At 71.3% G+C, this 21,184-nt stretch carries 22 protein-coding genes, 1 pseudogene and 1 riboswitch; of the genes and pseudogenes, 14 read left to right on the top strand and 9 right to left on the bottom strand.

The window, feature by feature from the left end:
• Positions 1-34 precede the first annotated feature (34 nt).
• Positions 35-979 (bottom strand): glucosyl-3-phosphoglycerate synthase, encoded by a 945-nt coding sequence (locus tag ACWCQ1_RS13595; RefSeq protein WP_451026514.1) that lies wholly within the window; start codon positions 977-979, stop codon positions 35-37.
• Positions 980-1,105: 126 nt separating this feature from the next.
• A riboswitch (SAM riboswitch) is annotated at positions 1,106-1,260 on the top strand.
• An 18-nt stretch (positions 1,261-1,278) separates the two neighbouring features.
• Here ACWCQ1_RS13595 and thrC point away from each other — a divergent pair.
• The 7 genes from thrC to ACWCQ1_RS13560 all read left to right on the top strand — a co-directional run bounded on the left by thrC (position 1,279) and on the right by ACWCQ1_RS13560 (position 9,133).
• A complete protein-coding gene (gene thrC / locus ACWCQ1_RS13590) occupies positions 1,279-2,565 on the top strand; it encodes a threonine synthase (protein WP_358592309.1) in 1,287 nt (428 codons plus the stop codon).
• 49 nt (positions 2,566-2,614) lie between these two features.
• The gene (locus ACWCQ1_RS13585; RefSeq protein WP_058924632.1) at positions 2,615-2,890 is read left to right on the top strand and encodes a MoaD/ThiS family protein; all 276 of its coding nucleotides are present in this window, start codon (positions 2,615-2,617) and stop codon (positions 2,888-2,890) included.
• A gap of 442 nt (positions 2,891-3,332) precedes the next feature.
• Positions 3,333-3,539, top strand: a complete 207-nt coding sequence (locus ACWCQ1_RS13580; RefSeq protein WP_019057200.1) for a cold-shock protein — start codon at positions 3,333-3,335, stop codon at positions 3,537-3,539.
• Between the two features lie 338 nt (positions 3,540-3,877).
• Complete coding sequence (gene groL, locus ACWCQ1_RS13575; protein ID WP_358592314.1) at positions 3,878-5,500, top strand: chaperonin GroEL; 1,623 nt, start codon at positions 3,878-3,880, stop codon at positions 5,498-5,500.
• A 186-nt stretch (positions 5,501-5,686) separates the two neighbouring features.
• Complete coding sequence (locus ACWCQ1_RS13570) at positions 5,687-6,805, top strand: NADH:flavin oxidoreductase (RefSeq protein WP_451026513.1); 1,119 nt, start codon at positions 5,687-5,689, stop codon at positions 6,803-6,805.
• A gap of 116 nt (positions 6,806-6,921) precedes the next feature.
• Positions 6,922-7,515, top strand: coding sequence for a GNAT family N-acetyltransferase (locus ACWCQ1_RS13565; RefSeq protein ID WP_133045661.1), 594 nt, complete (start codon positions 6,922-6,924; stop codon positions 7,513-7,515).
• Between the two features lie 88 nt (positions 7,516-7,603).
• On the top strand, positions 7,604-9,133 hold the full coding sequence (locus ACWCQ1_RS13560; protein ID WP_358592321.1) for a carboxylesterase/lipase family protein: 1,530 nt from the start codon (positions 7,604-7,606) through the stop codon (positions 9,131-9,133).
• Here the strand turns inward: ACWCQ1_RS13560 and ACWCQ1_RS13555 are convergent.
• Positions 9,130-9,699 (bottom strand): hypothetical protein, encoded by a 570-nt coding sequence (locus ACWCQ1_RS13555; protein ID WP_358592324.1) that lies wholly within the window; start codon positions 9,697-9,699, stop codon positions 9,130-9,132. The genes ACWCQ1_RS13560 and ACWCQ1_RS13555 overlap by 4 nt on opposite strands.
• A gap of 106 nt (positions 9,700-9,805) precedes the next feature.
• Between ACWCQ1_RS13555 and ACWCQ1_RS13550 the strand changes: the two genes are divergently transcribed.
• Positions 9,806-10,408, top strand: a complete 603-nt coding sequence (locus tag ACWCQ1_RS13550) for a class I SAM-dependent methyltransferase (protein ID WP_451026569.1) — start codon at positions 9,806-9,808, stop codon at positions 10,406-10,408.
• A 27-nt stretch (positions 10,409-10,435) separates the two neighbouring features.
• Here ACWCQ1_RS13550 and ACWCQ1_RS13545 read toward each other — a convergent pair.
• The 3 genes and pseudogenes from ACWCQ1_RS13545 to ACWCQ1_RS13535 all read right to left on the bottom strand — a co-directional run.
• Positions 10,436-10,594 (bottom strand): annotated as a pseudogene (locus ACWCQ1_RS13545) (PTS transporter subunit EIIB); the annotation flags it as partial.
• Positions 10,595-10,610: 16 nt separating this feature from the next.
• A complete protein-coding gene (murQ, locus tag ACWCQ1_RS13540) occupies positions 10,611-11,546 on the bottom strand; it encodes an N-acetylmuramic acid 6-phosphate etherase (protein WP_451026512.1) in 936 nt (311 codons plus the stop codon).
• Positions 11,547-11,597: 51 nt separating this feature from the next.
• Entirely contained in the window at positions 11,598-12,521 is a 924-nt protein-coding gene (locus ACWCQ1_RS13535) for a MurR/RpiR family transcriptional regulator (RefSeq protein WP_451026511.1), read from the bottom strand.
• 55 nt (positions 12,522-12,576) lie between these two features.
• Here ACWCQ1_RS13535 and ACWCQ1_RS13530 point away from each other — a divergent pair, with 55 nt between their 5' ends.
• Both ACWCQ1_RS13530 and ACWCQ1_RS13525 read left to right on the top strand, forming a co-directional pair.
• The gene (locus tag ACWCQ1_RS13530) at positions 12,577-12,975 is read left to right on the top strand and encodes a hypothetical protein (RefSeq protein WP_133045656.1); all 399 of its coding nucleotides are present in this window, start codon (positions 12,577-12,579) and stop codon (positions 12,973-12,975) included.
• Positions 12,972-13,250, top strand: a complete 279-nt coding sequence (locus tag ACWCQ1_RS13525) for a DUF4031 domain-containing protein (protein ID WP_358592331.1) — start codon at positions 12,972-12,974, stop codon at positions 13,248-13,250. The genes ACWCQ1_RS13530 and ACWCQ1_RS13525 overlap by 4 nt, the downstream gene beginning before the upstream one ends.
• Here the strand turns inward: ACWCQ1_RS13525 and ACWCQ1_RS13520 are convergent.
• A complete protein-coding gene (locus ACWCQ1_RS13520) occupies positions 13,232-14,302 on the bottom strand; it encodes a GNAT family N-acetyltransferase (protein ID WP_358592334.1) in 1,071 nt (356 codons plus the stop codon). The two genes, ACWCQ1_RS13525 and ACWCQ1_RS13520, sit on opposite strands and share 19 nt — an antisense overlap.
• Positions 14,303-14,311: 9 nt before the next feature.
• Complete coding sequence (locus ACWCQ1_RS13515) at positions 14,312-14,974, bottom strand: HD domain-containing protein (protein WP_451026510.1); 663 nt, start codon at positions 14,972-14,974, stop codon at positions 14,312-14,314.
• 47 nt (positions 14,975-15,021) lie between these two features.
• On the opposite strand from ACWCQ1_RS13515, the gene ACWCQ1_RS13510 reads away from it, so the two are divergent.
• The 3 genes from ACWCQ1_RS13510 to ACWCQ1_RS13500 all read left to right on the top strand — a co-directional run bounded on the left by ACWCQ1_RS13510 (position 15,022) and on the right by ACWCQ1_RS13500 (position 16,960).
• A complete protein-coding gene (locus tag ACWCQ1_RS13510) occupies positions 15,022-15,678 on the top strand; it encodes a maleylpyruvate isomerase family mycothiol-dependent enzyme (RefSeq protein WP_451026509.1) in 657 nt (218 codons plus the stop codon).
• A 99-nt stretch (positions 15,679-15,777) separates the two neighbouring features.
• Complete coding sequence (locus tag ACWCQ1_RS13505) at positions 15,778-16,494, top strand: copper homeostasis protein CutC (protein WP_451026508.1); 717 nt, start codon at positions 15,778-15,780, stop codon at positions 16,492-16,494.
• 34 nt (positions 16,495-16,528) lie between these two features.
• Entirely contained in the window at positions 16,529-16,960 is a 432-nt protein-coding gene (locus ACWCQ1_RS13500) for a VOC family protein (RefSeq protein ID WP_133045650.1), read from the top strand.
• 16 nt (positions 16,961-16,976) lie between these two features.
• Here the strand turns inward: ACWCQ1_RS13500 and ACWCQ1_RS13495 are convergent, their stop codons facing one another.
• Positions 16,977-19,019, bottom strand: a complete 2,043-nt coding sequence (locus tag ACWCQ1_RS13495) for a HelD family protein (RefSeq protein WP_358592344.1) — start codon at positions 19,017-19,019, stop codon at positions 16,977-16,979.
• 308 nt (positions 19,020-19,327) lie between these two features.
• Between ACWCQ1_RS13495 and ACWCQ1_RS13490 the strand changes: the two genes are divergently transcribed.
• The gene (locus ACWCQ1_RS13490) at positions 19,328-19,510 is read left to right on the top strand and encodes a hypothetical protein (RefSeq protein WP_207929857.1); all 183 of its coding nucleotides are present in this window, start codon (positions 19,328-19,330) and stop codon (positions 19,508-19,510) included.
• 20 nt (positions 19,511-19,530) lie between these two features.
• Here the strand turns inward: ACWCQ1_RS13490 and ACWCQ1_RS13485 are convergent, their stop codons facing one another.
• Positions 19,531-21,180, bottom strand: coding sequence for a DNA repair helicase XPB (locus ACWCQ1_RS13485; RefSeq protein ID WP_133045647.1), 1,650 nt, complete (start codon positions 21,178-21,180; stop codon positions 19,531-19,533).
• Between the last annotated feature and the right edge of the window lie 4 nt (positions 21,181-21,184).

The raw sequence follows: 21,184 nt of genomic DNA, 5'->3' as shown, positions 1-21,184 counted from the left end.
CGGCCTCGCCCCGTATACGGCCCGCTCCGCGGGGTTACGCGACCTTGCGCTCCGCGTACTCCGCGATCTCCGCCATGGGTGGCCGCTCCTCGGTGTCCACCGAATAGGTGCGCGGCTCGAAGCCGTCCTCGCCCCGCTCGAACTGGGTGAGGGAGGGACGGATGAGGTGGCCGCGGGCGAGCCGGAGCTGGGCCGTGCGGTAGATGGCCGCGGCCATGCGGCCCAGGGCCTGTCCGTCCTGGTGCCGGTGCTTGCGGACGCCGACGTCGACCTGGGCGAGGGCGTCGAGGCCGACCAGGTGCAGGGCGTCGACCAGCATGCCGAGCTCCACGCCGTAGCCGACGGGGAAGGGCAGCTGTTCCAGCAGGCTGCGCCGGGCCGCGTACTCGCCGCCGAGCGGCTGGACGAAACCGGCCAGTTGCGGCCAGTGCATGTTGAGCAGCGGGCGGGCCATGAGTTCGGTGACCCGGCCGCCCTGGCCGGTCGCGCCGGCGAGCGGGCGGTCGTACATGCCCTTGACCAGGTCGATCCCCGGGTCGGTGAGCAGCGGGCCGACGATGCCGGAGACGAAGTCGGAGGAGAACTCCTTCAGGTCGGCGTCGATGAAGCAGACGATGTCCCCGGTGGTGACCAGCAGCGAGCGCCACAGCACCTCGCCCTTGCCGGGGACGGCCGGGAGGCGGGGCAGGATCTCGTCGCGGTGGACGACCCGCGCGCCGGCCGACGCGGCGACCGCCGACGTGCGGTCGGTGGAGCCGGAGTCGACGACGACGATCTCGTCGACCAGGGGGACCTGCTGCATCAGGTCGTGACGGATGATCGCGACGATGTCGCCGACCGTCTCCTCCTCGTTCAGCGCGGGCAGCACGACGGACACCGTCCGGCCCGTGCGCTGCTTGGCGGCCAGGATCTGGTGGAGCGGTCGGTCGGTGACGGACCAGGAGCGGGTGCTCAGCCAGCGCTCGACTTCTTCCAGCACGTAGGCGGCTCCTCACTTGTCTCGCGGTTCGGACGACTCTCTCAACTGTCCTGGCCTTCGGTTACAGTCTTGAACAACGTCGATGACCATCGCATGTCCGAGGTCATTGAACGTACAACCGAATACCGCTCATCCAGAGGGGCAGAGGGACACGGCCCGATGAAGCCCCGGCAACCCTCCAGCCGGTCTCGTAGATCAACGTTGATCATTCCGCGAGGCTCCCGGCTAGGGAAGGTGCCAAATCCGTCTCACGGCGAGATGCGTCGTGAGGAAGATGAGGAGAAAGGGCCTCGCCTCACATGGCTGCGCAGACTGTTGCAAGCACCACCGACTCCCGGGCCGTCGACCTCGGTCCCGCCGCGGCGCTGAGCTGCCGCGAATGCGGCCACCGGGTACCGCTCGGCCCGGTCTTCGCCTGCGAGGAGTGTTTCGGCCCGCTCGAGATCGCGTACGACTTCTCGGCCTACGACACCGAGGAACTCCGCAAGCGGATCGAAGCGGGACCTTCGAACATCTGGCGTTACGCGCCGCTGCTGCCCGTCCCGGCGGACGTGGCGACCAAGCCGAACATCAACCCCGGCTGGACCAAGCTCGTCAAGGCCGACAACCTCGCGCGCGAGCTGGGTGTGACCGGCGGCCTGTACGTCAAGGACGACTCCGGCAACCCGACGCACTCCTTCAAGGACCGTGTCGTCGCCCAGGCCCTGGAGGCCGCGCGCGCCTTCGGCTTCACCACCCTCTCCTGCTCCTCCACCGGCAACCTCGCGGGCGCGGTCGGCGCCGCCGCCGCCCGGGCCGGCTTCCGCTCCTGCGTGTTCATCCCGCACGACCTGGAGCAGGGCAAGGTCGTCATGGCCGCGGTCTACGGCGGTGAGCTCGTCGGCATCGAGGGCAACTACGACGACGTGAACCGCTTCTGCTCCGAGCTGATCGGCGACCCGGCCGGCGAGGGCTGGGGCTTCGTCAACGTCAACCTGCGGCCGTACTACGCGGAGGGCTCCAAGACCCTGGCGTACGAGATCTGCGAGCAGCTCGGCTGGAAGCTGCCCGACCAGCTGGTGGTGCCGATCGCCTCCGGATCGCAGCTGACGAAGATCGACAAGGGGCTGCAGGAGCTGATCAGGCTCGGGCTCGTCGAGGACAAGCCGTACAAGATCTTCGGCGCGCAGGCCGAGGGGTGCAGCCCGGTCTCCGTCGCGTACAAGGCGGGGCACGACGTGGTCCGGCCGCAGAAGCCGAACACCATCGCCAAGTCGCTGGCCATCGGCAACCCGGCGGACGGCCCGTACGTCCTGGACATCGCGCGCCGCACCGGCGGCGCGGTGGAGGACGTGAACGACGAGCAGATCGTCGACGCGATCAAGTTGCTCGCGCGGACCGAGGGGATCTTCGCGGAGACCGCCGGTGGGGTGACCGTCGGCGTGACGAAGAAGCTGATCGAGGACGGTGTGCTGGATCCGGGCCTCACCACCGTCGTCCTCAACACCGGCGATGGGCTGAAGACCTTGGACGCGGTGGCCGGCACGGGGCTCACCGCGACGATTCGCCCGAACCTGGAGTCCTTCCGGGAAGCTGGGCTCGCCTAGGGCCTGTTGCGAAAGTCCCAAGCCCGTCATCCGACCGGAGGTCATCAGCATGAGCGTCAACGTCCGCATCCCCACCATCCTGCGCACCTACACCGGCGGTCAGGCCGAGGTGAGCGCCGAAGGCGCGACCCTGGCCGAGGTCATCGCCGATCTGGAGAAGAACCACACGGGGATCGCCGCGCGGGTCCTCGACGACCAGGGCAAGCTGCGGCGGTTCGTCAACGTGTACGTCAACGACGACGACGTGCGGTTCGAGCAGGGGCTGGAGACGGCCACCCCGGACGGTGCGGGCGTCTCGATCATTCCCGCGGTCGCCGGCGGCTGACCGGATGACCGACCATTACCGTCGGTAACAGTGATTACCGAGTGTTCATCGAATTGCCTCCTCCGTGAGAGAAACGGAGGGGGCAATTCTGCATGGTTGAGCACGGTACAGTTGGGGAACCTGCTGCCTCTCGCATGCCGAACGCATATGAGTACCGCCTCCGGATGCGATGAGAAGTAGCCAAAGTGTGCACGTCTTTTGCGCCTTATGCGCCCTTTATGGGGCCCGACTTGCCCTGAATTCGGGCGAATTCTCACTACATTCCGGACCCCTGACGTCCAGAATTCTCGTCCGATTGACCTGTTGCAGACGGCAGTTGGACAGATACATTCAGCCGCGGTCGACGCGTTCCGGCGCACGCCCCCAAACCGTGGGGGGTGAGGTCTGACCCGGACCCGCGAAGTGCGGGTCTGTGCAAGGGCCAGTAATAGGGGAGTTAGGCATGGCTCAGGGCACCGTCAAGTGGTTCAACGCGGAGAAGGGGTACGGCTTCATCGCGGTCGACGGTGGTGCGGATGTTTTCGTCCACTACAGCGCCATCCAGATGGACGGGTACCGCACCCTGGAAGAGGGCCAGCGGGTCGATTTCGAGATCTCGCAGGGTCAGAAGGGGCCGCAGGCGGACATGGTCCGACTCGCGACCAGCTGAAGCACGCGCCGGGTAGATCGCAGCGTCGTTCTTCTGTTTTCTTCGAAGGGCTCGTACCCCATGGGGAGTCATGGGTACGGGCCCTTCGGCATGTCTGCGTCAGGTGGCCCCGGATCCCCTGCGAGACCTGCCCAGTACCCGGGAGGCGCTTGCACTCGGCAGGGGCGAGTGCTAATCATTGGCGTTAGCACTCTGAAGGTGAGAGTGACAAAGAAGGACCGGGTCGGTGAGGCCCGCAGGCCGGGTGGGGCAAGGAACCCACGGGTCGGCGAGCCGTCCGTCGCGGGCGCGGGCGCGGTCCGAAGGAATCACCCCCAGTCCTGGAGGGACCACTTCACATGGCCAAGATCATCGCGTTCGACGAGGAGGCGCGGCGCGGCCTCGAGCGCGGCATGAACCAGCTCGCGGACGCCGTGAAGGTGACGCTCGGCCCCAAGGGCCGCAACGTCGTCCTCGAGAAGAAGTGGGGCGCCCCCACGATCACCAACGATGGTGTCTCCATCGCCAAGGAGATCGAGCTCGAGGACCCGTACGAGAAGATCGGCGCCGAGCTGGTCAAGGAAGTCGCCAAGAAGACGGACGACGTCGCCGGTGACGGTACGACCACCGCGACCGTGCTCGCCCAGGCCCTGGTCAAGGAGGGCCTGCGCAACGTAGCCGCCGGCGCCAACCCGATGGCCCTCAAGCGCGGTATCGAGAAGGCCGTCGAGGCCGTCTCCGGTGCCCTGCTCGAGCAGGCGAAGGACGTCGAGACCAAGGAGCAGATCGCCTCCACGGCCTCCATCTCCGCCGCCGACACCCAGATCGGCGAGCTGATCGCCGAGGCCATGGACAAGGTCGGCAAGGAAGGCGTCATCACCGTCGAGGAGTCCCAGACCTTCGGTCTGGAGCTGGAGCTCACCGAGGGTATGCGCTTCGACAAGGGCTACATCTCGGCGTACTTCGCCACCGACATGGAGCGGATGGAGGCATCGCTCGACGACCCGTACATCCTGATCGCCAACTCCAAGATCGGCTCCGTCAAGGACCTGCTCCCGCTGCTCGAGAAGGTCATGCAGTCGGGCAAGCCGCTGCTGATCATCGCCGAGGACGTCGAGGGCGAGGCCCTGTCGACCCTGGTCGTCAACAAGATCCGCGGCACCTTCAAGTCCGTCGCCGTCAAGGCCCCGGGCTTCGGCGACCGCCGCAAGGCCATGCTCGGCGACATCGCCATCCTCACGGGCGGCGAGGTCATCTCCGAGGAGGTCGGCCTCAAGCTGGAGAACGCCACCCTCGACCTGCTGGGCAAGGCCCGCAAGGTGGTCATCACCAAGGACGAGACCACCATCGTCGACGGTGCCGGCGCCAGCGACCAGGTCGCGGGCCGCGTGAACCAGATCCGCGCCGAGATCGAGAACAGCGACTCGGACTACGACCGCGAGAAGCTGCAGGAGCGCCTGGCGAAGCTCGCCGGCGGTGTCGCGGTCATCAAGGCCGGTGCCGCCACCGAGGTGGAGCTCAAGGAGCGCAAGCACCGCATCGAGGACGCCGTCCGCAACGCGAAGGCCGCCGTCGAGGAGGGCATCGTCGCCGGTGGTGGCGTGGCCCTGCTGCAGGCCTCCCAGGTCTTCGAGAAGCTGGAGCTCGAGGGTGACGAGGCGACCGGCGCCAACGCCGTGCGCATCGCGCTCGAGGCGCCGCTGAAGCAGATCGCCGTCAACGCCGGCCTCGAGGGCGGCGTCGTGGTGGAGAAGGTCCGCAACCTCACCCCGGGTCACGGCCTCAACGCCGCGACCGGCGAGTACGTCGACCTGGTCAAGGAAGGCATCATCGACCCGGCGAAGGTGACCCGCTCTGCCCTGCAGAACGCCGCCTCCATCGCCGCGCTCTTCCTCACCACCGAGGCCGTCATCGCCGACAAGCCGGAGAAGGCCGCCGCGCCCGCCGGTGGCGGCATGCCGGGCGGTGACATGGACTTCTGATCGACCTCGGGGCCTCGGTCCCGGTTGATCAACGTCCTTACGGAGGGCGGCACTTCCTGCTCCGGCAGGGGGTGCCGCCCTTCGGCGTGTCCGGGGTCACAGGGCAGCCGGAAATGCCGTGACACGTGGGGCGGTTGACGCTTGAACAGCCCGTATGCGTATGCACATACCGAGGAGTTTCCCCGCGTGACCGCCACCACCTCCCGCGCCGCCGAGATCCTGTCCCGGCCCACCGCGATCAACGGCCTGACCCTCCCCAACCGCATCGTGATGGCGCCGATGACCCGCCAGTTCTCCCCGGGCGGAGTCCCCGGCGAGGACGTCGCGTCGTACTACTCCCGCCGGGCCGCCGCCGGGGTCGGTCTGATCGTCACCGAAGGCACCTACGTCGGCCACCGGTCGGCCGGGCAGAGCGACCGCGTCCCGCGCTTCCACGGTGAGGAGCAGCTCGCGGGCTGGCAGAAGGTCGCCGAGGCGGTGCACGCGGCGGGCGGCACGATCGTGCCGCAGCTGTGGCACATCGGCATGGTGCGCGAGCAGGGTCAGGCGCCGTACGCCGACGCGCCCGCCGTCGGTCCGTCCGGCATCCGCCTCGACGGCACCGAGGGCAAGGGCGCCGCGATGACCCAGCGCGACATCGACGACGTCATCGGCGCGTTCGCCGAGGGCGCGGCCGCGGCGGAGCGCATCGGGTTCGACGGCGTGGAGCTGCACGGCGCGCACGGCTACCTGATCGACCAGTTCCTGTGGGCGGGCACGAACCGGCGTGGCGACGCGTACGGCGGTGACCGGGTCGCCCGTACGAAGTTCGCGGCGGAGATCGTCGCGGCCGTACGGGAGACGGTCTCGCCGGAGTTCCCGGTCATCTTCCGGTACTCGCAGTGGAAGTCGGACAACTACGACGCTCGGCTCGCCGAGACGCCGGAGGAGCTGGAGGCGGTGCTCGCGCCGCTGGCCGCGGCCGGGGTCGACGCGTTCCACGCGTCCACGCGCCGTTACTGGCTGCCCGAGTTCGAGGGCGCCGACCTCAACCTGGCCGGGTGGACGAAGAAGCTGACCGGCAAGCCGGCGATCACGGTGGGCTCGGTCGGTCTCGACGGGGACTTCCTCCGCGGCTTCGCGGGCGAGGGCTCGCCGGTCCGCGGCATCGACGACCTGCTGGACAGCCTGGAGCGCGAGGAGTACGACCTGGTCGCCGTCGGCCGGGCGCTGCTTCAGGACCCCGAGTGGGCGGCGAAGGTGCTGGCCGGCCGCTTCGAGGAGCTCCGCCCCTACGAGGCGACGGCGCTGCGCTCGCTGAGCTGACGCCGGGGGCGATCCGGTGGGGCGGGCGTCCCTGGGACCAGAAACAGGGACCCGGAGCCTGGGACCTTGAACAGCGGACCTGGGATCGCGCCCCCGCACGGGTACAGGATGACCGCATGACCTTCGCCCGCTCCGCCACGCCCTCCGACGTCGACGGCATCGTCGCCGCCTTCACCTCCGCCTTCCTCCATGACCCCGTGTGGGGCCCGGCCTTCCCCGACGAGGGGCGGCGGGCGGAGCAGGCGGCGGTGATGTGGCGGATCTACGCCACCTCCGCCCTGCGCTACCCCTGGACCCTGGTGACCCCCGACGTCGAGGCCGCCGCCCTGTGGATCCCGCCGGGCGGTGTCGAGCTGACGCAGGACGAAGTGGATGGTCTGGAGGGGCGGTTGGCCGAGGCCACCGACCCCGTCACCGCCCGGGGGATCATGGAGGTCGGGGAGCTGTTCGAGGAGGCGCACCCGGCCGAGCCGTTCTTCTACCTCACCATCCTCGGCACCCACACCGATCACCGGGGCAAGGGCCTCGGGATGGGCCTGCTGTCCGAAAGCCTCGCCCGCATCGACGAGTTGGGCGCGCCCGCCTACCTGGAGTCGACCAATCCCGCCAATCTCAAGCGGTACGAGAGCGTCGGCTTCACCGCCCGGGACCGAATCACCCTCCCCGGCGGCCAGGTGGTGACGACGATGTGGAGGCCGGGGGCGGCCTGATGGTGCGCGTTGGTTGATTCAAGCAAGCTCCTTGGGTTTGAGTGGGTGGCCGAGCCGTGTTGCCCGTCCCCTGTGTGAGGAGCCGACGATGACGACAGCCGAGGGTCTGGTCGTGAGCACCGTGGCCGGTGCCGTGCGCGGACGGGAGGAGGGCGGGCTGACGGTCTTCCGGGGGATCCCGTTCGCCGAACCGCCGGTGGGGGAGGGCCGGTTCGGTGCGCCGCGCCCCGTGCGGGCGTGGGAGGGGACGCGTGAGGCGTACGCCTTCGGTCCGCCGCCCCCGCAGGAGTCCGGGTTCCAGGGGCGTACGGCCGTGCTCGACGTGCCCGAGGGCGACGACTGGCTGACCGTGAACGTCTGGACGCCGGAGGCGGACCCCGCCGCCCGCCGCCCGGTCATGGTGTGGATCTACGGCGGCGCCTACAAGCTCGGCCACGCCGGCAGCCCCGGCTACGACGCCCGGCGCATCGCAGTCGACGGCGACCTGGTCGTCGTCACCCTCAACTACCGTGTCGGCGTCGAGGGGTTCGCGCAGATCGAGGGGGCGCCCGCCAACCGGGGGCTGCTCGACCAGGTCGCCGCGCTGGAGTGGGTGCGGGACAACATCACGGCGTTCGGCGGTGACCCCGGGCAGGTCACCGTCTTCGGGGAGTCGGCGGGGGCCGGGTCCGTGGCGGCGCTGCTGGCGATGCCGAGGGCGCGGGGGCTGTTCCGGCGGGCGGTCGCGCAGAGTGTGCCGGGGACGTACTTCTCCGCCGAACTGGCCCGGGACATCGCCTCGGAGATCGCGGCGGAGGCGGGTCTGCGACCGACCGTCGCCGATCTGGCGACCCTCGATCCCCGGCAACTCACCGTCCCGGGTGAGGCGTTGGGGGCCAGGATGCGGGCGTACCAGGGGCGTTGGGGGCAGGTGGCGCCGACGCTGACGCCCTTCTCGCCGGTGGTGGACGGGGAGGTGCTGCCCACGACTCCGTGGCGGGCGCTGGCGGACGGCGCGGCACGGGACGTGGAGCTGCTCGTCGGGCACAACCGGGACGAGTACCGGCTGTTCCTCGTCATGGGCGGGATGCTCGACAAGATCGGTGAGGAACAGGCGAGTTGGGCGCTGCGGACCTTCGCGCCGGGAGGGGCGGAGGGCGAGCGGTCGTACCGTGCCGCCTTCCCGGACGCGACGCCCGTCGAGCTGTTCGAACGGGTGCACACGGACTGGCTGTTCGGGATGCCGAGCCTGCGGCTGGCCCAGGCGCAGGTCGCGGGCGGGGGACGGGCGCACATGTACGAGCTGACGTGGCCGGCGCCGGGTGCCGGGGGTGTGCTCGGCGCCTGCCACGGGCTGGACATCCCGTTGCTGTTCGGCACGTTCGAGGCGGACCTGGGGGCCCTGCTGTTCGCGGGGAGCGGGGTTCCGGCCGAGGCGGAGGAGCTGTCGGCGCGGTTCCGGCAGGCGTGGACGGCGTTCGCGCGGACCGGCGACCCGGGCTGGCCGGCGTACGAGGACGAGGGCCGTCCGGTCCAGGTCCTCGACGTCAAACCGGAGGTGCGGGCCTACCCCGAGGAGACGTCACGACGGCTCTGGGAAGGGTACGAGTTCGGAGCGCTCCCCCTGCTGCGCCCCTAGAGGTTCCCCAGCGGCTCGATGTCGACGTGCACCGGGGTGCCCCACACCCGCAGCACCTCGTAGTCGGTGAACTCGTGCACGAGCCGGTACGCCATGGCGGGGCGCGGCCCGCGACGCTGGGCGGCGAGATACAGCTCGGCCTCGCGCCGGTCCCGCCTCGGGGTGCCGCACAGCTGCCACGCCTGCCCGTTCCACGCCTCCGGCAGCCAGCGCTGCTGGGGCTGGGGGCGGTCGGCGCTGACGCCGTAGCGGGAGGGGACGGTCTCGGTCGGCGTCTGGGGCAGGGGGCCGCCGTTGAACTCGGCGCGGCGGGCCGCCCGGCGCCGGGTCTCGCAGAGCAGGCAGAGGTCGGGCGCGCTCTCGTCGACGGGGCCGGTGGGGTGCTCGGGGCACCGGGTGGCGGGCGCGGCACCGGCCACGCTCTCGTCGAGCAGATCCAGAGCACGCCGGAGGTCGGCCTTGACCTCGTGCAGCTTGGCATCGGGCGTGTCGGCACCGAGTGCCTCCCCATGCTCGCCGAGAACACGAAGAGCACGACCTAGGGCGGTGAGCTGGGCGTGGTTCATGCGTATCAGTCTGCTTCAGCCGGAGGGGGGGTGGTGGTCCTGTTGACTTCGGGCCGTGAAGATCTTCCCACCCCGCGTCCTCGACGCCCTCGCCCGGTTCAACGCCATGCACCCCTGGGACCACAACGCCCACTACCACCCCTGGCTGCTGCGCCAACTGCCCCGCCGCTTCGGCCGTGCCCTGGACGTCGGATGCGGTAGCGGCGATCTGGCGCGGCTGCTGGCGAGGAGGGCGGCGGAGGTGTACGGCATCGACTCGGATCCGGCGATCGTCGCCAGGGCGCGGGAGCTGAGCGAGCCGGGCGACGCCGTCACGTTCACCGTCGCCGACGCCTCCGTCGGGATTCCCCCCGGCCCCTACGACGTCATCACCTGCGTCGCCGTCCTTCACCATCTCCCGCTCGCGGAGACCCTCACCCGCTTCCGGCGGCACCTCGCGCCCGGGGGCACACTCGTGGTCGTCGGGCTCGCTCGGGAGGAGGCCCTTGCCGATCATCTCCCCGGTCTCGTCTCCGTTCCTCTCAACCTGCTCGTCGGTTGGGTGAAGAACGGCGGCCGTCCCGCTCCCCGGCCCGCCTCCATGACCGCCATCACCCGCCCCGCCGCTGTCACCTTCACCGAGATCGCCCGAGAGGCAGGCCGTATCCTCCCCGGCGTCCGGCTTCGGCGGCGGTTGTTCTGGCGCTATTCGCTTCTCTGGCGCGGATGAGCGTCACGGCCGCGGCGGGTGCGTCGGCACCCCCGGTACGGCCCGCAGTGCCTCCTCGTCGACGTGCGACTGGTCGGTGAGACCGGGGCGCAGCCGGGTCATGCAGTGGGCGACGGAGGTGACGTTCGCGGGGCCGCCGACGAGGGGGAGGAGGGCGGCGGCGAGGTGGTCCTGTGAGGTCGGCACTCCCCGAGCGTGCTGGTCAGCGGGGTGCCGCCGCCAGCGCGGCACGCAGATGGCCGCCGGACTCCTCCAGAAGGCGGGCAGCCGTCGGGCCGTCGACACCGGTCAGCACGGTGAGGATCGCGTTCTTCACCTCGCCGTCGGAGGCCGCGAGGGCCCGCTCGATCTCGTCGTCCGCGGCGCCGGTGGCGAGGGCGACGATACGGCGAGAACGGGCCCGCAGCTTGTCGTTGGAGGCGCGGACGTCGACCATCAGGTTCCCGTACGTCTTGCCGAGCCGGATCATCGTGATCGTCGACAGCATGTTCAGCACCAGCTTCTGCGCCGTGCCGGCCTTCAGACGGGTGGAGCCGGTCAGCAGCTCCGGGCCGACGACGACCTCGATGCCGTGCTCGGCGGCCGCCGCGAGCGCGCTGTCGGCGTTGCAGGCCAGGCCCACGGTGAGCGCGCCCAGGGCACGCGCGTGCTCCACGGCGGCGATCGCGTAGGGCGTGCGCCCGGACGCGGAGACGCCGACGACGGTGTCGGCCGGGGTGAGGGCGAGGGTGTCCAGGTCGGTGCGGGCGAGTTCGGCGGAGTCCTCGGCGCCCTCCACGGACGTGACCATCGCGGCCGGTCCGCCGGCGACGAGCCCCACGACCTGCTCGGGCCGGGTGTTGAAGGTCGGTGGGCACTCGGAGGCGTCCAGCACGCCGAGCCGCCCGGCGGTCCCGGCCCCGGCGTAGACCAGCCGCCCGCCCCGGCCCATCCGCTCGGCGATCGCGTCGATGGCGGCGGCGATCTCGGGCAGCCGCTCGGCCACGGCCGCGGGGACGCTCGTGTCCTCTCCGTTCATCAGCCGGGCGATGTCGAGGGTGGGCAGCCGGTCGATGTCGGCGAGATCCGGACGGAAGGCCTCGGTGGTCAGCGATTCCAACTCGGCGCGGAGATCACGTGGGTTGGAGGTGGAGGTCATGGGGGCGGCTCTTTCGTGAAGTGCGAGTTCCTGAGCTGAAGTCGGGAGGGGCTACCGCCGGTGCCGGTGGGCGAGCGCCTCGTAGGAGGAGGCCAGCGCGGGCGCCGCCGTCTCGTAAGTGCGCTGCGCCACCCCCACGAACAGACAGTCCACGACCAGCAGTTGACTGGTCCGGGAGGACATCGCCGCCGGCCGCAGCTCGCTCTCCCGGGCGGTGGACGTGGTCAGCACGTGGTCGGCGTACTGGGCGACCGGCCCGTCGGGGCGCCCGGTGATCGCCACCGTCGTCGCCCCGTGCTCGAAGGCCACGCGCAGTGGCTCGATGACGTCCCCCGTGGAGCCGGAGTGCGTGATCGCGATGGCCACGTCACCTCCGCGCAGCTGCACGGCGTTGGTCACCGCGAGGTGCGGATCGCTGTGCGCGTGGGCTATCAGCCCGATCCGCAGCAGCTTCTGCACCAGGTCCTGCGCGACGAGCCCCGAGGCCCCCACCCCGTAGACGTCGATCCGGCGGGCCGCCGTCGCGGCAGCCACCGCCGCCCCCAACTGCACGGTGTCCAGCCCGGCCGCCGTGTCGGCGAGCGTCTGCTGCTCGTCGTAGGCGAGTTTGGCGACCACGTCCGCGATCGGGTCGTCGACCGCTATGTCGGTGGTGATGGCGGGCGCTCGCCCCGACTGCTGCTGGGCGGCGAGCCCCGCGAGGGCGAGGCGCAGATCCCGGTACCCGGGATAGCCGAGCAGCCGGGCGGTGCGGACGACCGTCGCCTCGCTCGTGCCGGTGAGTTCGGCGAGTCCGGTGACCGTGAGGGCCGCGCAGCCCGCCGGGTCGCTCGCGACCGCCTCGGCGACGCGCTGCATGGAGCGGGTCATGGAGGGGGCGAGGGTGCGCACCTTCGCGGCGAGCGCGGCGGGGGCGGGCGGGGCGGATGTCCCCGCGCCCCGGGCGGCGAAAATTTCCTTCACGTCATGGGTCACTCCTGAAAGATATTTTCGGCCCGGGGTCGCGGTCAAGAGTGCGCACAATGGAGGCATGGATGATCCCTCGGGCACCCCCGTCAGCCCCCTGGAGCAGGCGTTGCACGCGGCACGCGCCCTCGTGCTCAGCGACCTCGCCGCGGGCGAGGTGGCCGCGCCGGACGTGGTCTCCATGGTCGAGGAGTCCGTCGTCCAGCGGCGCTGGTGGGTGGAGCAGTGGCCGGAGGGCGCGCCCTATGTCGCCGGGCTGGTCGCGCAGGACGTCCAGGACGCCCTGCTGGAGACGCACGGCCGCTGGCCGCTGTGCCCGGTCTGCGGCTCCGGCGACCCGCACGCGCTGGAGGTGGAGCCGGAGTTGGGACCCGATCCGCACTGGGTCTGCCACAAGGCGGGCGTGAAGGTCGCGGCGGTGGGCGCACTGGGCTCGGCGCCCGGCGGGACGCGCCCGTCGTGACGCTCTACATCGACCCGCCGAACTGGCCCGGCCACGGCCGCATGTGGTCGCACCTCATCAGCGACGTCTCCTACGACGAACTACGGCTGTTCGCGGACGCGCTGGGCGTCCCCCGCCGTGCCTTCGAACGCGACCACTACGACATCCCCTCCCACCGGTACGCGGAGGTGGTGGCGGCGGGCGCGGTGGAGGTCAGCAGTCGCGAGGTGGTGCGACTGCTGTGCGGTGCCGGGCTGCGGCGGCGCAAGGGGCGGGTTCAGCGCGGGAGTTCGTAGGCGAGGAGGCCGTCCTCGTCCTCGCTGACCCTGCGGAAGCCGGCGCGGGTGACGACCGCCTGGGACGGCATGTTGTCGCGGTCGACGGTGGCGAACAGGGAGGTGACGTCCTCGCGGGCGAACGCCCAGGCCCTGAGCGCCTCCAGGGCCTCGGTCGCGTAGCCGTTGCCGCGGGCGCCCTCGACCAGGTCGTAGCCGATCTCCACGCGTCCGTCCTCGTCGGGTACGCCGTGGAAGCCCATGCCGCCGATCGCCTGGCCGTCCTCCTTGCGGACGAGGGCGAAGACGCCGAACTCCGGGCGGTGCAGGCCCCCTTCGTACGCCTTGAGCAGGAAGCTCGCGGCCTCCCGGGTGCCTTCGAAGGGGCCGCCCTCCAGCCACAGGAACCCGCCGTCGCCGCCCATGACCAGATCCCGGGCGGCGGCGGGCGTGATGCCCTGGAGGGTGAGGCGCTCGGTGGTGTGGACGAGGTTGTTGTTCCAGCGCCACTCGGTGAGCCGCGCACGGCCGGGCAGCTCACCGCGGCCGGTGGCCCACAGCAGGGTCTCCCAGGGGGTGGGGCCGGGCTGCACGTGCGGGAAGATCCGGGTCAGGACGAACTCCGGAAGGTGCTGCGCGGGTTCGTACGGCAGACCCAGGGCGCCCGCGATGTCGTGCGTGTGCAGGAGCACCTCCGCGATGCCCATCGCCGCGAACCCCTCGCGGCCCGCGCTGCGGAAGGGGTACGGGTGGAAGGCGCGGGCCTCCCGGGGCGCGGTGCGCACGGCGGCGGAGAGCAGGGCACCGGTGGCCTCGATGACGTGCAGCAGGCCTGAGTTGTCGGTGCCGTCGTCGAGCCTGATCTCGAAGGGGACGTAGTCGTCCTGGGCGAGTCCGGCGAGGTTGGCGGCGTAGGCGACGAGGTCCTCCGCGATGTGGAACGCCGTCTCGTGCACGCTCCACTCGAGCCCGGCGGCCCGCAGCTGCGTCCAGTCGCGCGCCACGGCCGGCCGCAGCGTCTCCACACAGCCGGCGACGGCCTCGGTCACGTACTCCCCGCCCACGTTTCGCATGCCCGCAGGCTACGACTCGCCGCCCTCGCCGAGCGACAGCATTTCCAGCTCGGCGGCGAGGTTGTAGCGGGCCGTCGCCTCCCACTCCGCCTGCCCGTACGGTGTGCGGAACAGCCTCGGCAGATCGAGGAGTTGACGCAGGATCTGCGAACGTCCCTCGCGGAAGGCGTCATTCGGCACGAAGTGGTACTCCTCCCGGACGGCGGTCGTGTAGGCGGCGTACGCGGACGGGGGCGAGGCGAGGACCGCGAGATCGGCGTCGCACAGCACCTGCCCGTCGCGGTCGTCGTCGGCGGGATCGTGGGTGACGGTGAGCCGGACCAGGCGGGCGACCTCCGCCGTCTTCTCCTCCGGCACCCCTGCCTCCGGCAGCGCGCGCTCGGCCAGCCGGGCGGAGCGTTCCTCGTTCTCGGAGCGGTCGGGCAGGTAGACGGCGTCGTGGAACCACGCCGCGAGCCGCACCACGTCCGGGTCGTCCGCGTACTTCTCCAGTACGTCGATGTGGTCCAGAACCGCGGTGAGGTGGGCGAGCGTGTGGTACCGCCGCTGCGGCTCCTGCCAGCGGGCCAGCAGGTTGTCGGCGTACGGCGCGGGGTCGGGACCCGCGGACGCACCGCGGGCTCCCTCCAGGGCGTGGGTCCAGTGGCTGCGCAGGGCGTCGAGATCGGCCATGCGGCCATTCTCCCGTGACCGGCGCCCCCACCCCTAGCGTGGAGGTCATGACTTCTGCTGAGGTACGCGACCCCGACCTGCCCGGACGCCTGCTGATCCTCGAACGGGACGCCCTGATACCGCTGCTCCGCTCCCGTCCCGACGCCGACTTCGCCCTGCCCACGCCCGCGTGTCCCGGCTGGAGCGTGCGGGACGTGCTCGCGCACTGTTCCTCCGCGCTGAGCCGGGTGGTGGAGACCCGCTTCGAGAAGGGCGTCTTCTCGCCCGAGTCGAACGACCGGGACATCGCCGAGCGCGCCGACTGGACGAACCAGCAGGTCGTCGACGAGCTGGAGCGCGGGATGACCGAGGCGGGGCCGGTGATCGCCAAGGCCGGCGGGGTGCTGGACATGGTGGCGCTCGGGGAGTGGGTGCACGCGGGGGACGTACGGGACGTGCTCGGCGAGCCCGGCGCGTACGGGGGCCCCGGCCTTCCGGACGCCCTCGCCCTCCTCGCCCGCGTCACCCGGGAGAAGGCCCACGTCCCGCTGCACGCCGACCTCGACGAGCCGCTGCGGCTCGGCGAGGCGAGCGGTGAGCGGACGCCGGCGCGGTTCATCGGGGACGCCGCCACCCTCGTACGGCTGTACGCGGGGCGTCCGGTCGAGGGGCTGGACTTCGAGCTGGCCGGGGTGGAGGCGGGCGAGCTGAACATCTTCGGCTGAGAGGCGTCGTCGTGCGGGCGGGGGCAGGGGCGTAGTCTTTGAATTGGACTAGACCTGTGTGAGGGTCGTGCCACCCGCCCAACCGAAGAATGGGGTCCCATGAGCAAGCGTGCAGTCCTGGAGGTGATCGCCCTCGACGTCGAGGACGCGGTCGCCGCCCAGGCCGGAGGCGCGGACCGCCTCGAACTGGTCACCGACATGGCGGCCGACGGCCTCACCCCGTCGGCCGCCACCGTCACAGCGATCCGCTCCGCCGTCGACATCTCGCTGCGGGTGATGCTCCGACTGACGGACGGCTTCGCGGCGGGGGACGCCGGCCGGGTGGCCCGGACAGCACGCCAGATGCGGGACGCGGGCGCCGAGGAGTTCGTCCTCGGGTTCCTGGACGCGGACGGGGGTGTCGACCTGGGCGCGGTCGAGCGGGTCGTGGGCGAGCTGGACGGCTGCCCGTGGACCTTCCACCGGGCGATCGACCGCGCCGCCGACCGGGACGCCCTGCGCAAGCAGCTGGACGGGCTGCCGGGACTGGACACCTATCTGACGGCCGGCTCGCCCACCGGGGTGGACGACGGCCTGCCCACCCTCCTCGCCGAGGCGGCCCGGCAGGGCGAGCCCGGATACGAGCAGCGGGTCATGGTCGGCGGAGGCCTGCGCCTGGAGCATCTGCCGCGGTTGCTGGCCGCCGGCGTCGACGCCTTCCACATCGGCGGGGCGGCGCGACCGGGCGGCTGGGAGGCGCCGGTGTCGGCGCGGGCGGTGCGGGAGTGGCGCAGCTCGGTGGACCTGCCCAGGGACGCGGAGCTCGCGCGTCCGTAGCCGCTGTGTCAGAGGCGCGCAGTACGGTCCTGTCATGGCAGCCAGAATCGATCTGACGCTTGACTGCGCGGACGCCCAGCTCCTCGCCGCGTTCTGGAAGACCGCCCTGGGCTATGTCGACGAGCCGCCGCCCCCGCCCTTCGCGACCCGCGAGGAGTGGCTCGCCCAGTTCGACCTGCCCGAGGACGACGAGGACGACGCCGCGTGGCTGTGCGATCCCGACGGCGTCGGCCCCCGTCTGTCCCTTCTGAGGGTGCCCGAGCCCAAGACGGCGAAGAACCGGCTCCACATCGACATCAGGGTGCCGGGACACGGCGGTGCCGAGGAACGGTGGGCGCGGATCCGGGCGGAGGCCTGGCGTCTGGTCGAGGCGGGCGGCGAAGTGCTCACGGAGGTCGACGGCCACCACGTCGTGATGGCCGACCCGGAGGGCAACGAGTTCTGCGTCGCCGCGGCCGCTCCCTGACCCGGCCCCGGCGGCCTCAGCCGGCCAGCTGGGCCGGCAGGGGCGCCGCGTGGGTGACGATCAGCCCGGACACCGCCCGGGTGAGGGCCACGTACAGGCGGCGCAGACCCGTGCGCTCGTCCGGCTCGCCGTCCACCACCGCCCGCGGCTCGTCGAGGACCACGTAGTCGTACTCCAGGCCCTTCGCGAGGGAGGCCGGGACCAGGGTGAGACGGGTCTCGGCCGTGGTCTCCTCGCCGGGGGCCAGATGGCCGATGCCCGCGGCCGTCAGCGCTTCGGCCAGCGCCGGTACCCGGGCGTCCGCGGCGATCAGGCCCGTGGAGCCCTCGTGGGCGAGCAACTCCTCGCAGGCGGCGACGACTTCGGCCGTACCGGTGATCTCCCGCAGCGCGAAGAAACCCGGGTTCTCGCGGACCGAGGCGACCGGGGTGAGGCCGGGGGCGATGTGCGGGAGGAGACGGGAGGCGTAGGTGATGACGTCCGTCGGGACGCGGAAACCGGCGGTCAGCTCCTCGATCACGCCGTCGGACTTGCCGAGGTGGGTGAGGGCCTCGTCCCAGCTCCGCGTCGCCCACGGGGTCGTGCCCTGCGCGAGGTCGCCGAGGACGGTCGCCGAGCCGGTGGTGCAGCGGCGGCCGACGGCCCGGTACTGCATGGGGGAGAGGTCCTGCGCCTCGTCCAGGACCACGTGCCCGAGGGAGTGCGTGCGCTGGACGACGTCCGTGGCCTCGTCGATCAACACCGCGTCCGCCGCCGACCACTTGGCGGATTTCACCGACCGCGCGGGCTTCTCCCACAGGATCTTCTTCTGCTCCTCCTCGGTGAGGATCCCCTCCGCGTGTGCGGCGAGGAAGTCCGCGTCCGCGAGCAGGCGCAGGACCAGTTTCGCCGGGTCGACCGGCGGCCAGATCTCCTTCACGGCCGTCTTCACCGCCGTGTTGCGCGCCACCGCGTCCTGCACCCGGTCGTCCGGCGCCTCGCCCGACCGCTCCATCTGCACCAGCACGGCGTGCGCGATGCGCTGCGGCAGGGCCTCGCGGGCGGCGCCGTAACGGATGCCGCGCTCCAGCAACTCCCGCACGATGTCCTCGAGTTCGTACGCCGGGACGCGCCAGCGGCGTGCGCCGCGCACGACGACGACCGGCTCGGTGGGCATGGTCACGTGCGCGTAGACGGCCCGCCGCAGCACCTCCGCCATCCTCGCGTCGCCCTTGACGACCGCGGCCGCCGCGTCGTCGCGGCCCGTGATCTCGACGTGTGCCACCAGGTCGTCCACGGTCGCCTGCTGGACGGTCAACTCGCCCAGGGCGGGCAGCACTTGCTCGATGTAGTGCAGGAAGGAGCGGTTCGGCCCGATGACGAGCGTGCCGGTGCGGGCGAGCCGCTCCCGGTGGGCGTAGAGGAGATAGGCGACCCGGTGCAGGCCGACCGCCGTCTTCCCGGTCCCGGGGCCTCCCTGGACGCAGACCGTCCCGCCGAGCCCGCTGCGGACGATCTCGTCCTGTTCGGGCTGGATGGTGGCGACGATGTCCCGCATCGGGCCCACGCGCGGACGCTCGATCTCCTGCTGGAGCAGCTTGCTGGTGCGGGCCGCCTCGGCGGGGTCGGAGAGGTGCTCATCCTCGTAGGCCGTGATGTCGCCGCGCGTGTAGCCGAAGCGGCGGCGCAGCGCGATGTCCATCGGGTCCTTCTTGGACGCCCGGTAGAACGGCTGCGAGACCGGCGCCCGCCAGTCGATGACCATGGGGTCGCCGTCGTGGTCGTGCACGTGCCGGCGCCCGATGTAGAAGCGTTCCCCGTCCGCCCCCTCGGCCTGCTCGGCGCCGGGGGAGTGCAGGTAGTCGAGGCGGCCGAAGAACAGCGGGGTGTCGCTGAGGTCGGCCAGCGCCTTGATCCGCTCGTCGATCTGGCGGGCCAGGACCTCGGCGTTGACCCAGTTCGCGGTGACGTCGCGGATGTCCAGCGACTCGACGTCCTCGCGCATGGCACGCAACGCGGCGCGGGAGTCGGCGAGGTGGGCGCGTTCGCGGGAGAGGGGGTCGTCGACGGACGTGGACAAGGGGGTGCCTCCGAAGGTGCCGCGGGCCGGGTGACTGCTGCTGCGATGTGCCGACCGGTTTCCGTCCGGGCGGCGGCGCTCCGTCGAGGGAGGCGGGCAAGAGCGGAGATTCTAGGTGAGCGGTGCGCGCCGCCGCCAATGAATTTCCGGCGCCGGAAGCCGCCGTACCCCTCGGGCCCTCGGCCCCCTAGGGGATCACCCCTCCATCCCCCGGCGGATGCCTCACCCGCAAGGCGTACCCAGGTAGCACAGCGAATGGGGACCTTGGGCCGATGCCCCCTTTATGCACGAAGAGCCACCATGGAGACATGAGTGCAGCGACCATCAACCCAGCCCCCGGTCGCCCGTCCGGTGCGACCCCGCTCTCCGGAGCCCACCCCACCCACCGCCTGGGCAGCGCCCTGCGCGCGATCCGCGTCTTCGCGGGCGCCGCCTTCGACGTCGTCATCCTCGGCGAATACGGCGAGGAAGCGGGCGTACGCCGCAAGTGACGCACGATCCGCGGTGACGGTCAGCCCTCCTCGGGCTGCAGGAGTTCGTCCGCGTCCACGATTCGGTATGCGTAGCCCTGTTCCGCCAGGAAGCGCTGGCGGTGGGCGGCGAAATCCTGGTCGATGGTGTCGCGGGCGACGACCGAGTAGAAGTGCGCCTGGTGTCCGTCGGCCTTGGGACGCAGGACCCGGCCGAGCCGCTGCGCCTCCTCCTGCCGGGATCCGAAGGTCCCCGACACCTGGATGGCGACCGTCGCCTCCGGCAGGTCGATCGAGAAGTTCGCCACCTTTGAAACGACGAGCACGCTGATCTCGCCCTCCCGGAACGCGTCGAAGAGCCTCTCGCGCTGCGCGTTGGAGGTCTCGCCCTTGATCACGGGCGCGTTCAGGTGCTCGCCCAGCTCGTCGAGCTGGTCGATGTACTGGCCGATGACGAGGATCTGCTGACCGGCGAACCGGCGCACCAGCGCCTCCGTCACCTTCCGCTTGGTCGCGGTCGTCGCACAGAAGCGGTACTTCTCCTCCTGCTCGGCCGTGGCGTACGCCAGCCGCTCGGAGTCGGTGAGGTTGACCCGTACCTCCACGCAGTCGGCCGGAGCGATGTACCCCTGGGCCTCGATCTCCTTCCACGGAGCGTCGAACCGCTTGGGGCCGATCAGCGAGAACACGTCCGACTCCCGGCCGTCCTCACGCACCAGGGTCGCCGTCAGCCCCAGCCGCCGCCGCGCCTGCAGATCCGCGGTGAACTTGAACACCGGCGCGGGCAGCAGATGCACCTCGTCGTAGACGATCAGACCCCAGTCCCGGGAGTCGAAGAGCTCCAGATGGGGATAGATCCCCTTCCGCTTCGTCGTCAGCACCTGGTACGTCGCGATGGTGACCGGCCGGATCTCCTTGCGCGTCCCGCTGTACTCACCGATCTCGTCCTCGGTCAGCGAGGTCCGCTTCACCAGCTCGTGCTTCCACTGCCGGGCCGAGACGGTGTTGGTGACGAGGATGAGCGTCGTCGACTGCGCCTGCGCCATCGCGCCCGCGCCGACCAGCGTCTTGCCGGCCCCGCACGGCAGCACGACGACGCCGCTCCCGCCGTGCCAGAAGTTCTCCACGGCCTGCTTCTGGTACGGCCTGAGGGCCCAGCCGTCCTCGGCGAGCCCGATCGGGTGCGCCTCGCCGTCCACGTACCCGGCGAGGTCCTCGGCCGGCCAGCCCAGCTTCAGCAGGGTCTGCTTGATCTGTCCGCGCTCGGAGGGGTGCACGGCGACGGTGTCCGGGTCGATGCGGGCGCCGACCAGCGGCGCGATCCGCTTGGACCGCAGCACCTCCTCCAGCACCGGCCGGTCGGTGGTCGTCAGCACCAGCCCGTGCGCGGGATCCTTGCTGAGCGTGAGCCGGCCGTAGCGGTCCATCGTCTCGGCGACATCCACGAGCAGGGCGTGCGGCACCGGATACCGGCTGTACTGCACCAGCGCGTCGACCACCTGCTCGGCGTCGTGCCCGGCCGCGCGCGCGTTCCACAGGCCCAGCGGGGTCACCCGGTAGGTGTGGATGTGCTCCGGCGCCCGCTCCAGCTCCGCGAACGCGGCGATGGCCCGACGGCACTCGTCGGCCTGCTCGTGGTCGACCTCGAGCAGCAGTGTCTTGTCGGACTGGACGATCAGCGGACCATTCACGCGG

The organism is Streptomyces sp. NPDC002144 (assembly GCF_053593695.1).
The sequence above is the reverse complement of the archived record's forward strand: the minus strand, read 5'-3'. Positions and strand labels throughout refer to the sequence as shown.

Coding starts and splice junctions, on each gene's coding strand:
- thrC (WP_358592309.1), top strand. CDS start 1,279: ATGGCTGCGCAGACTGTTGCAAGCACCACCGACTCCCGGGCCGTCGAC.
- ACWCQ1_RS13585 (WP_058924632.1), top strand. CDS start 2,615: ATGAGCGTCAACGTCCGCATCCCCACCATCCTGCGCACCTACACCGGC.
- ACWCQ1_RS13580 (WP_019057200.1), top strand. CDS start 3,333: ATGGCTCAGGGCACCGTCAAGTGGTTCAACGCGGAGAAGGGGTACGGC.
- groL (WP_358592314.1), top strand. CDS start 3,878: ATGGCCAAGATCATCGCGTTCGACGAGGAGGCGCGGCGCGGCCTCGAG.
- ACWCQ1_RS13565 (WP_133045661.1), top strand. CDS start 6,922: ATGACCTTCGCCCGCTCCGCCACGCCCTCCGACGTCGACGGCATCGTC.
- ACWCQ1_RS13560 (WP_358592321.1), top strand. CDS start 7,604: ATGACGACAGCCGAGGGTCTGGTCGTGAGCACCGTGGCCGGTGCCGTG.
- ACWCQ1_RS13555 (WP_358592324.1), bottom strand. CDS start 9,699: ATGAACCACGCCCAGCTCACCGCCCTAGGTCGTGCTCTTCGTGTTCTC.
- ACWCQ1_RS13550 (WP_451026569.1), top strand. CDS start 9,806: ATGCACCCCTGGGACCACAACGCCCACTACCACCCCTGGCTGCTGCGC.
- murQ (WP_451026512.1), bottom strand. CDS start 11,546: ATGACCTCCACCTCCAACCCACGTGATCTCCGCGCCGAGTTGGAATCG.
- ACWCQ1_RS13530 (WP_133045656.1), top strand. CDS start 12,577: ATGGATGATCCCTCGGGCACCCCCGTCAGCCCCCTGGAGCAGGCGTTG.
- ACWCQ1_RS13520 (WP_358592334.1), bottom strand. CDS start 14,302: ATGCGAAACGTGGGCGGGGAGTACGTGACCGAGGCCGTCGCCGGCTGT.
- ACWCQ1_RS13515 (WP_451026510.1), bottom strand. CDS start 14,974: ATGGCCGATCTCGACGCCCTGCGCAGCCACTGGACCCACGCCCTGGAG.
- ACWCQ1_RS13510 (WP_451026509.1), top strand. CDS start 15,022: ATGACTTCTGCTGAGGTACGCGACCCCGACCTGCCCGGACGCCTGCTG.
- ACWCQ1_RS13505 (WP_451026508.1), top strand. CDS start 15,778: ATGAGCAAGCGTGCAGTCCTGGAGGTGATCGCCCTCGACGTCGAGGAC.
- ACWCQ1_RS13500 (WP_133045650.1), top strand. CDS start 16,529: ATGGCAGCCAGAATCGATCTGACGCTTGACTGCGCGGACGCCCAGCTC.
- ACWCQ1_RS13490 (WP_207929857.1), top strand. CDS start 19,328: ATGAGTGCAGCGACCATCAACCCAGCCCCCGGTCGCCCGTCCGGTGCG.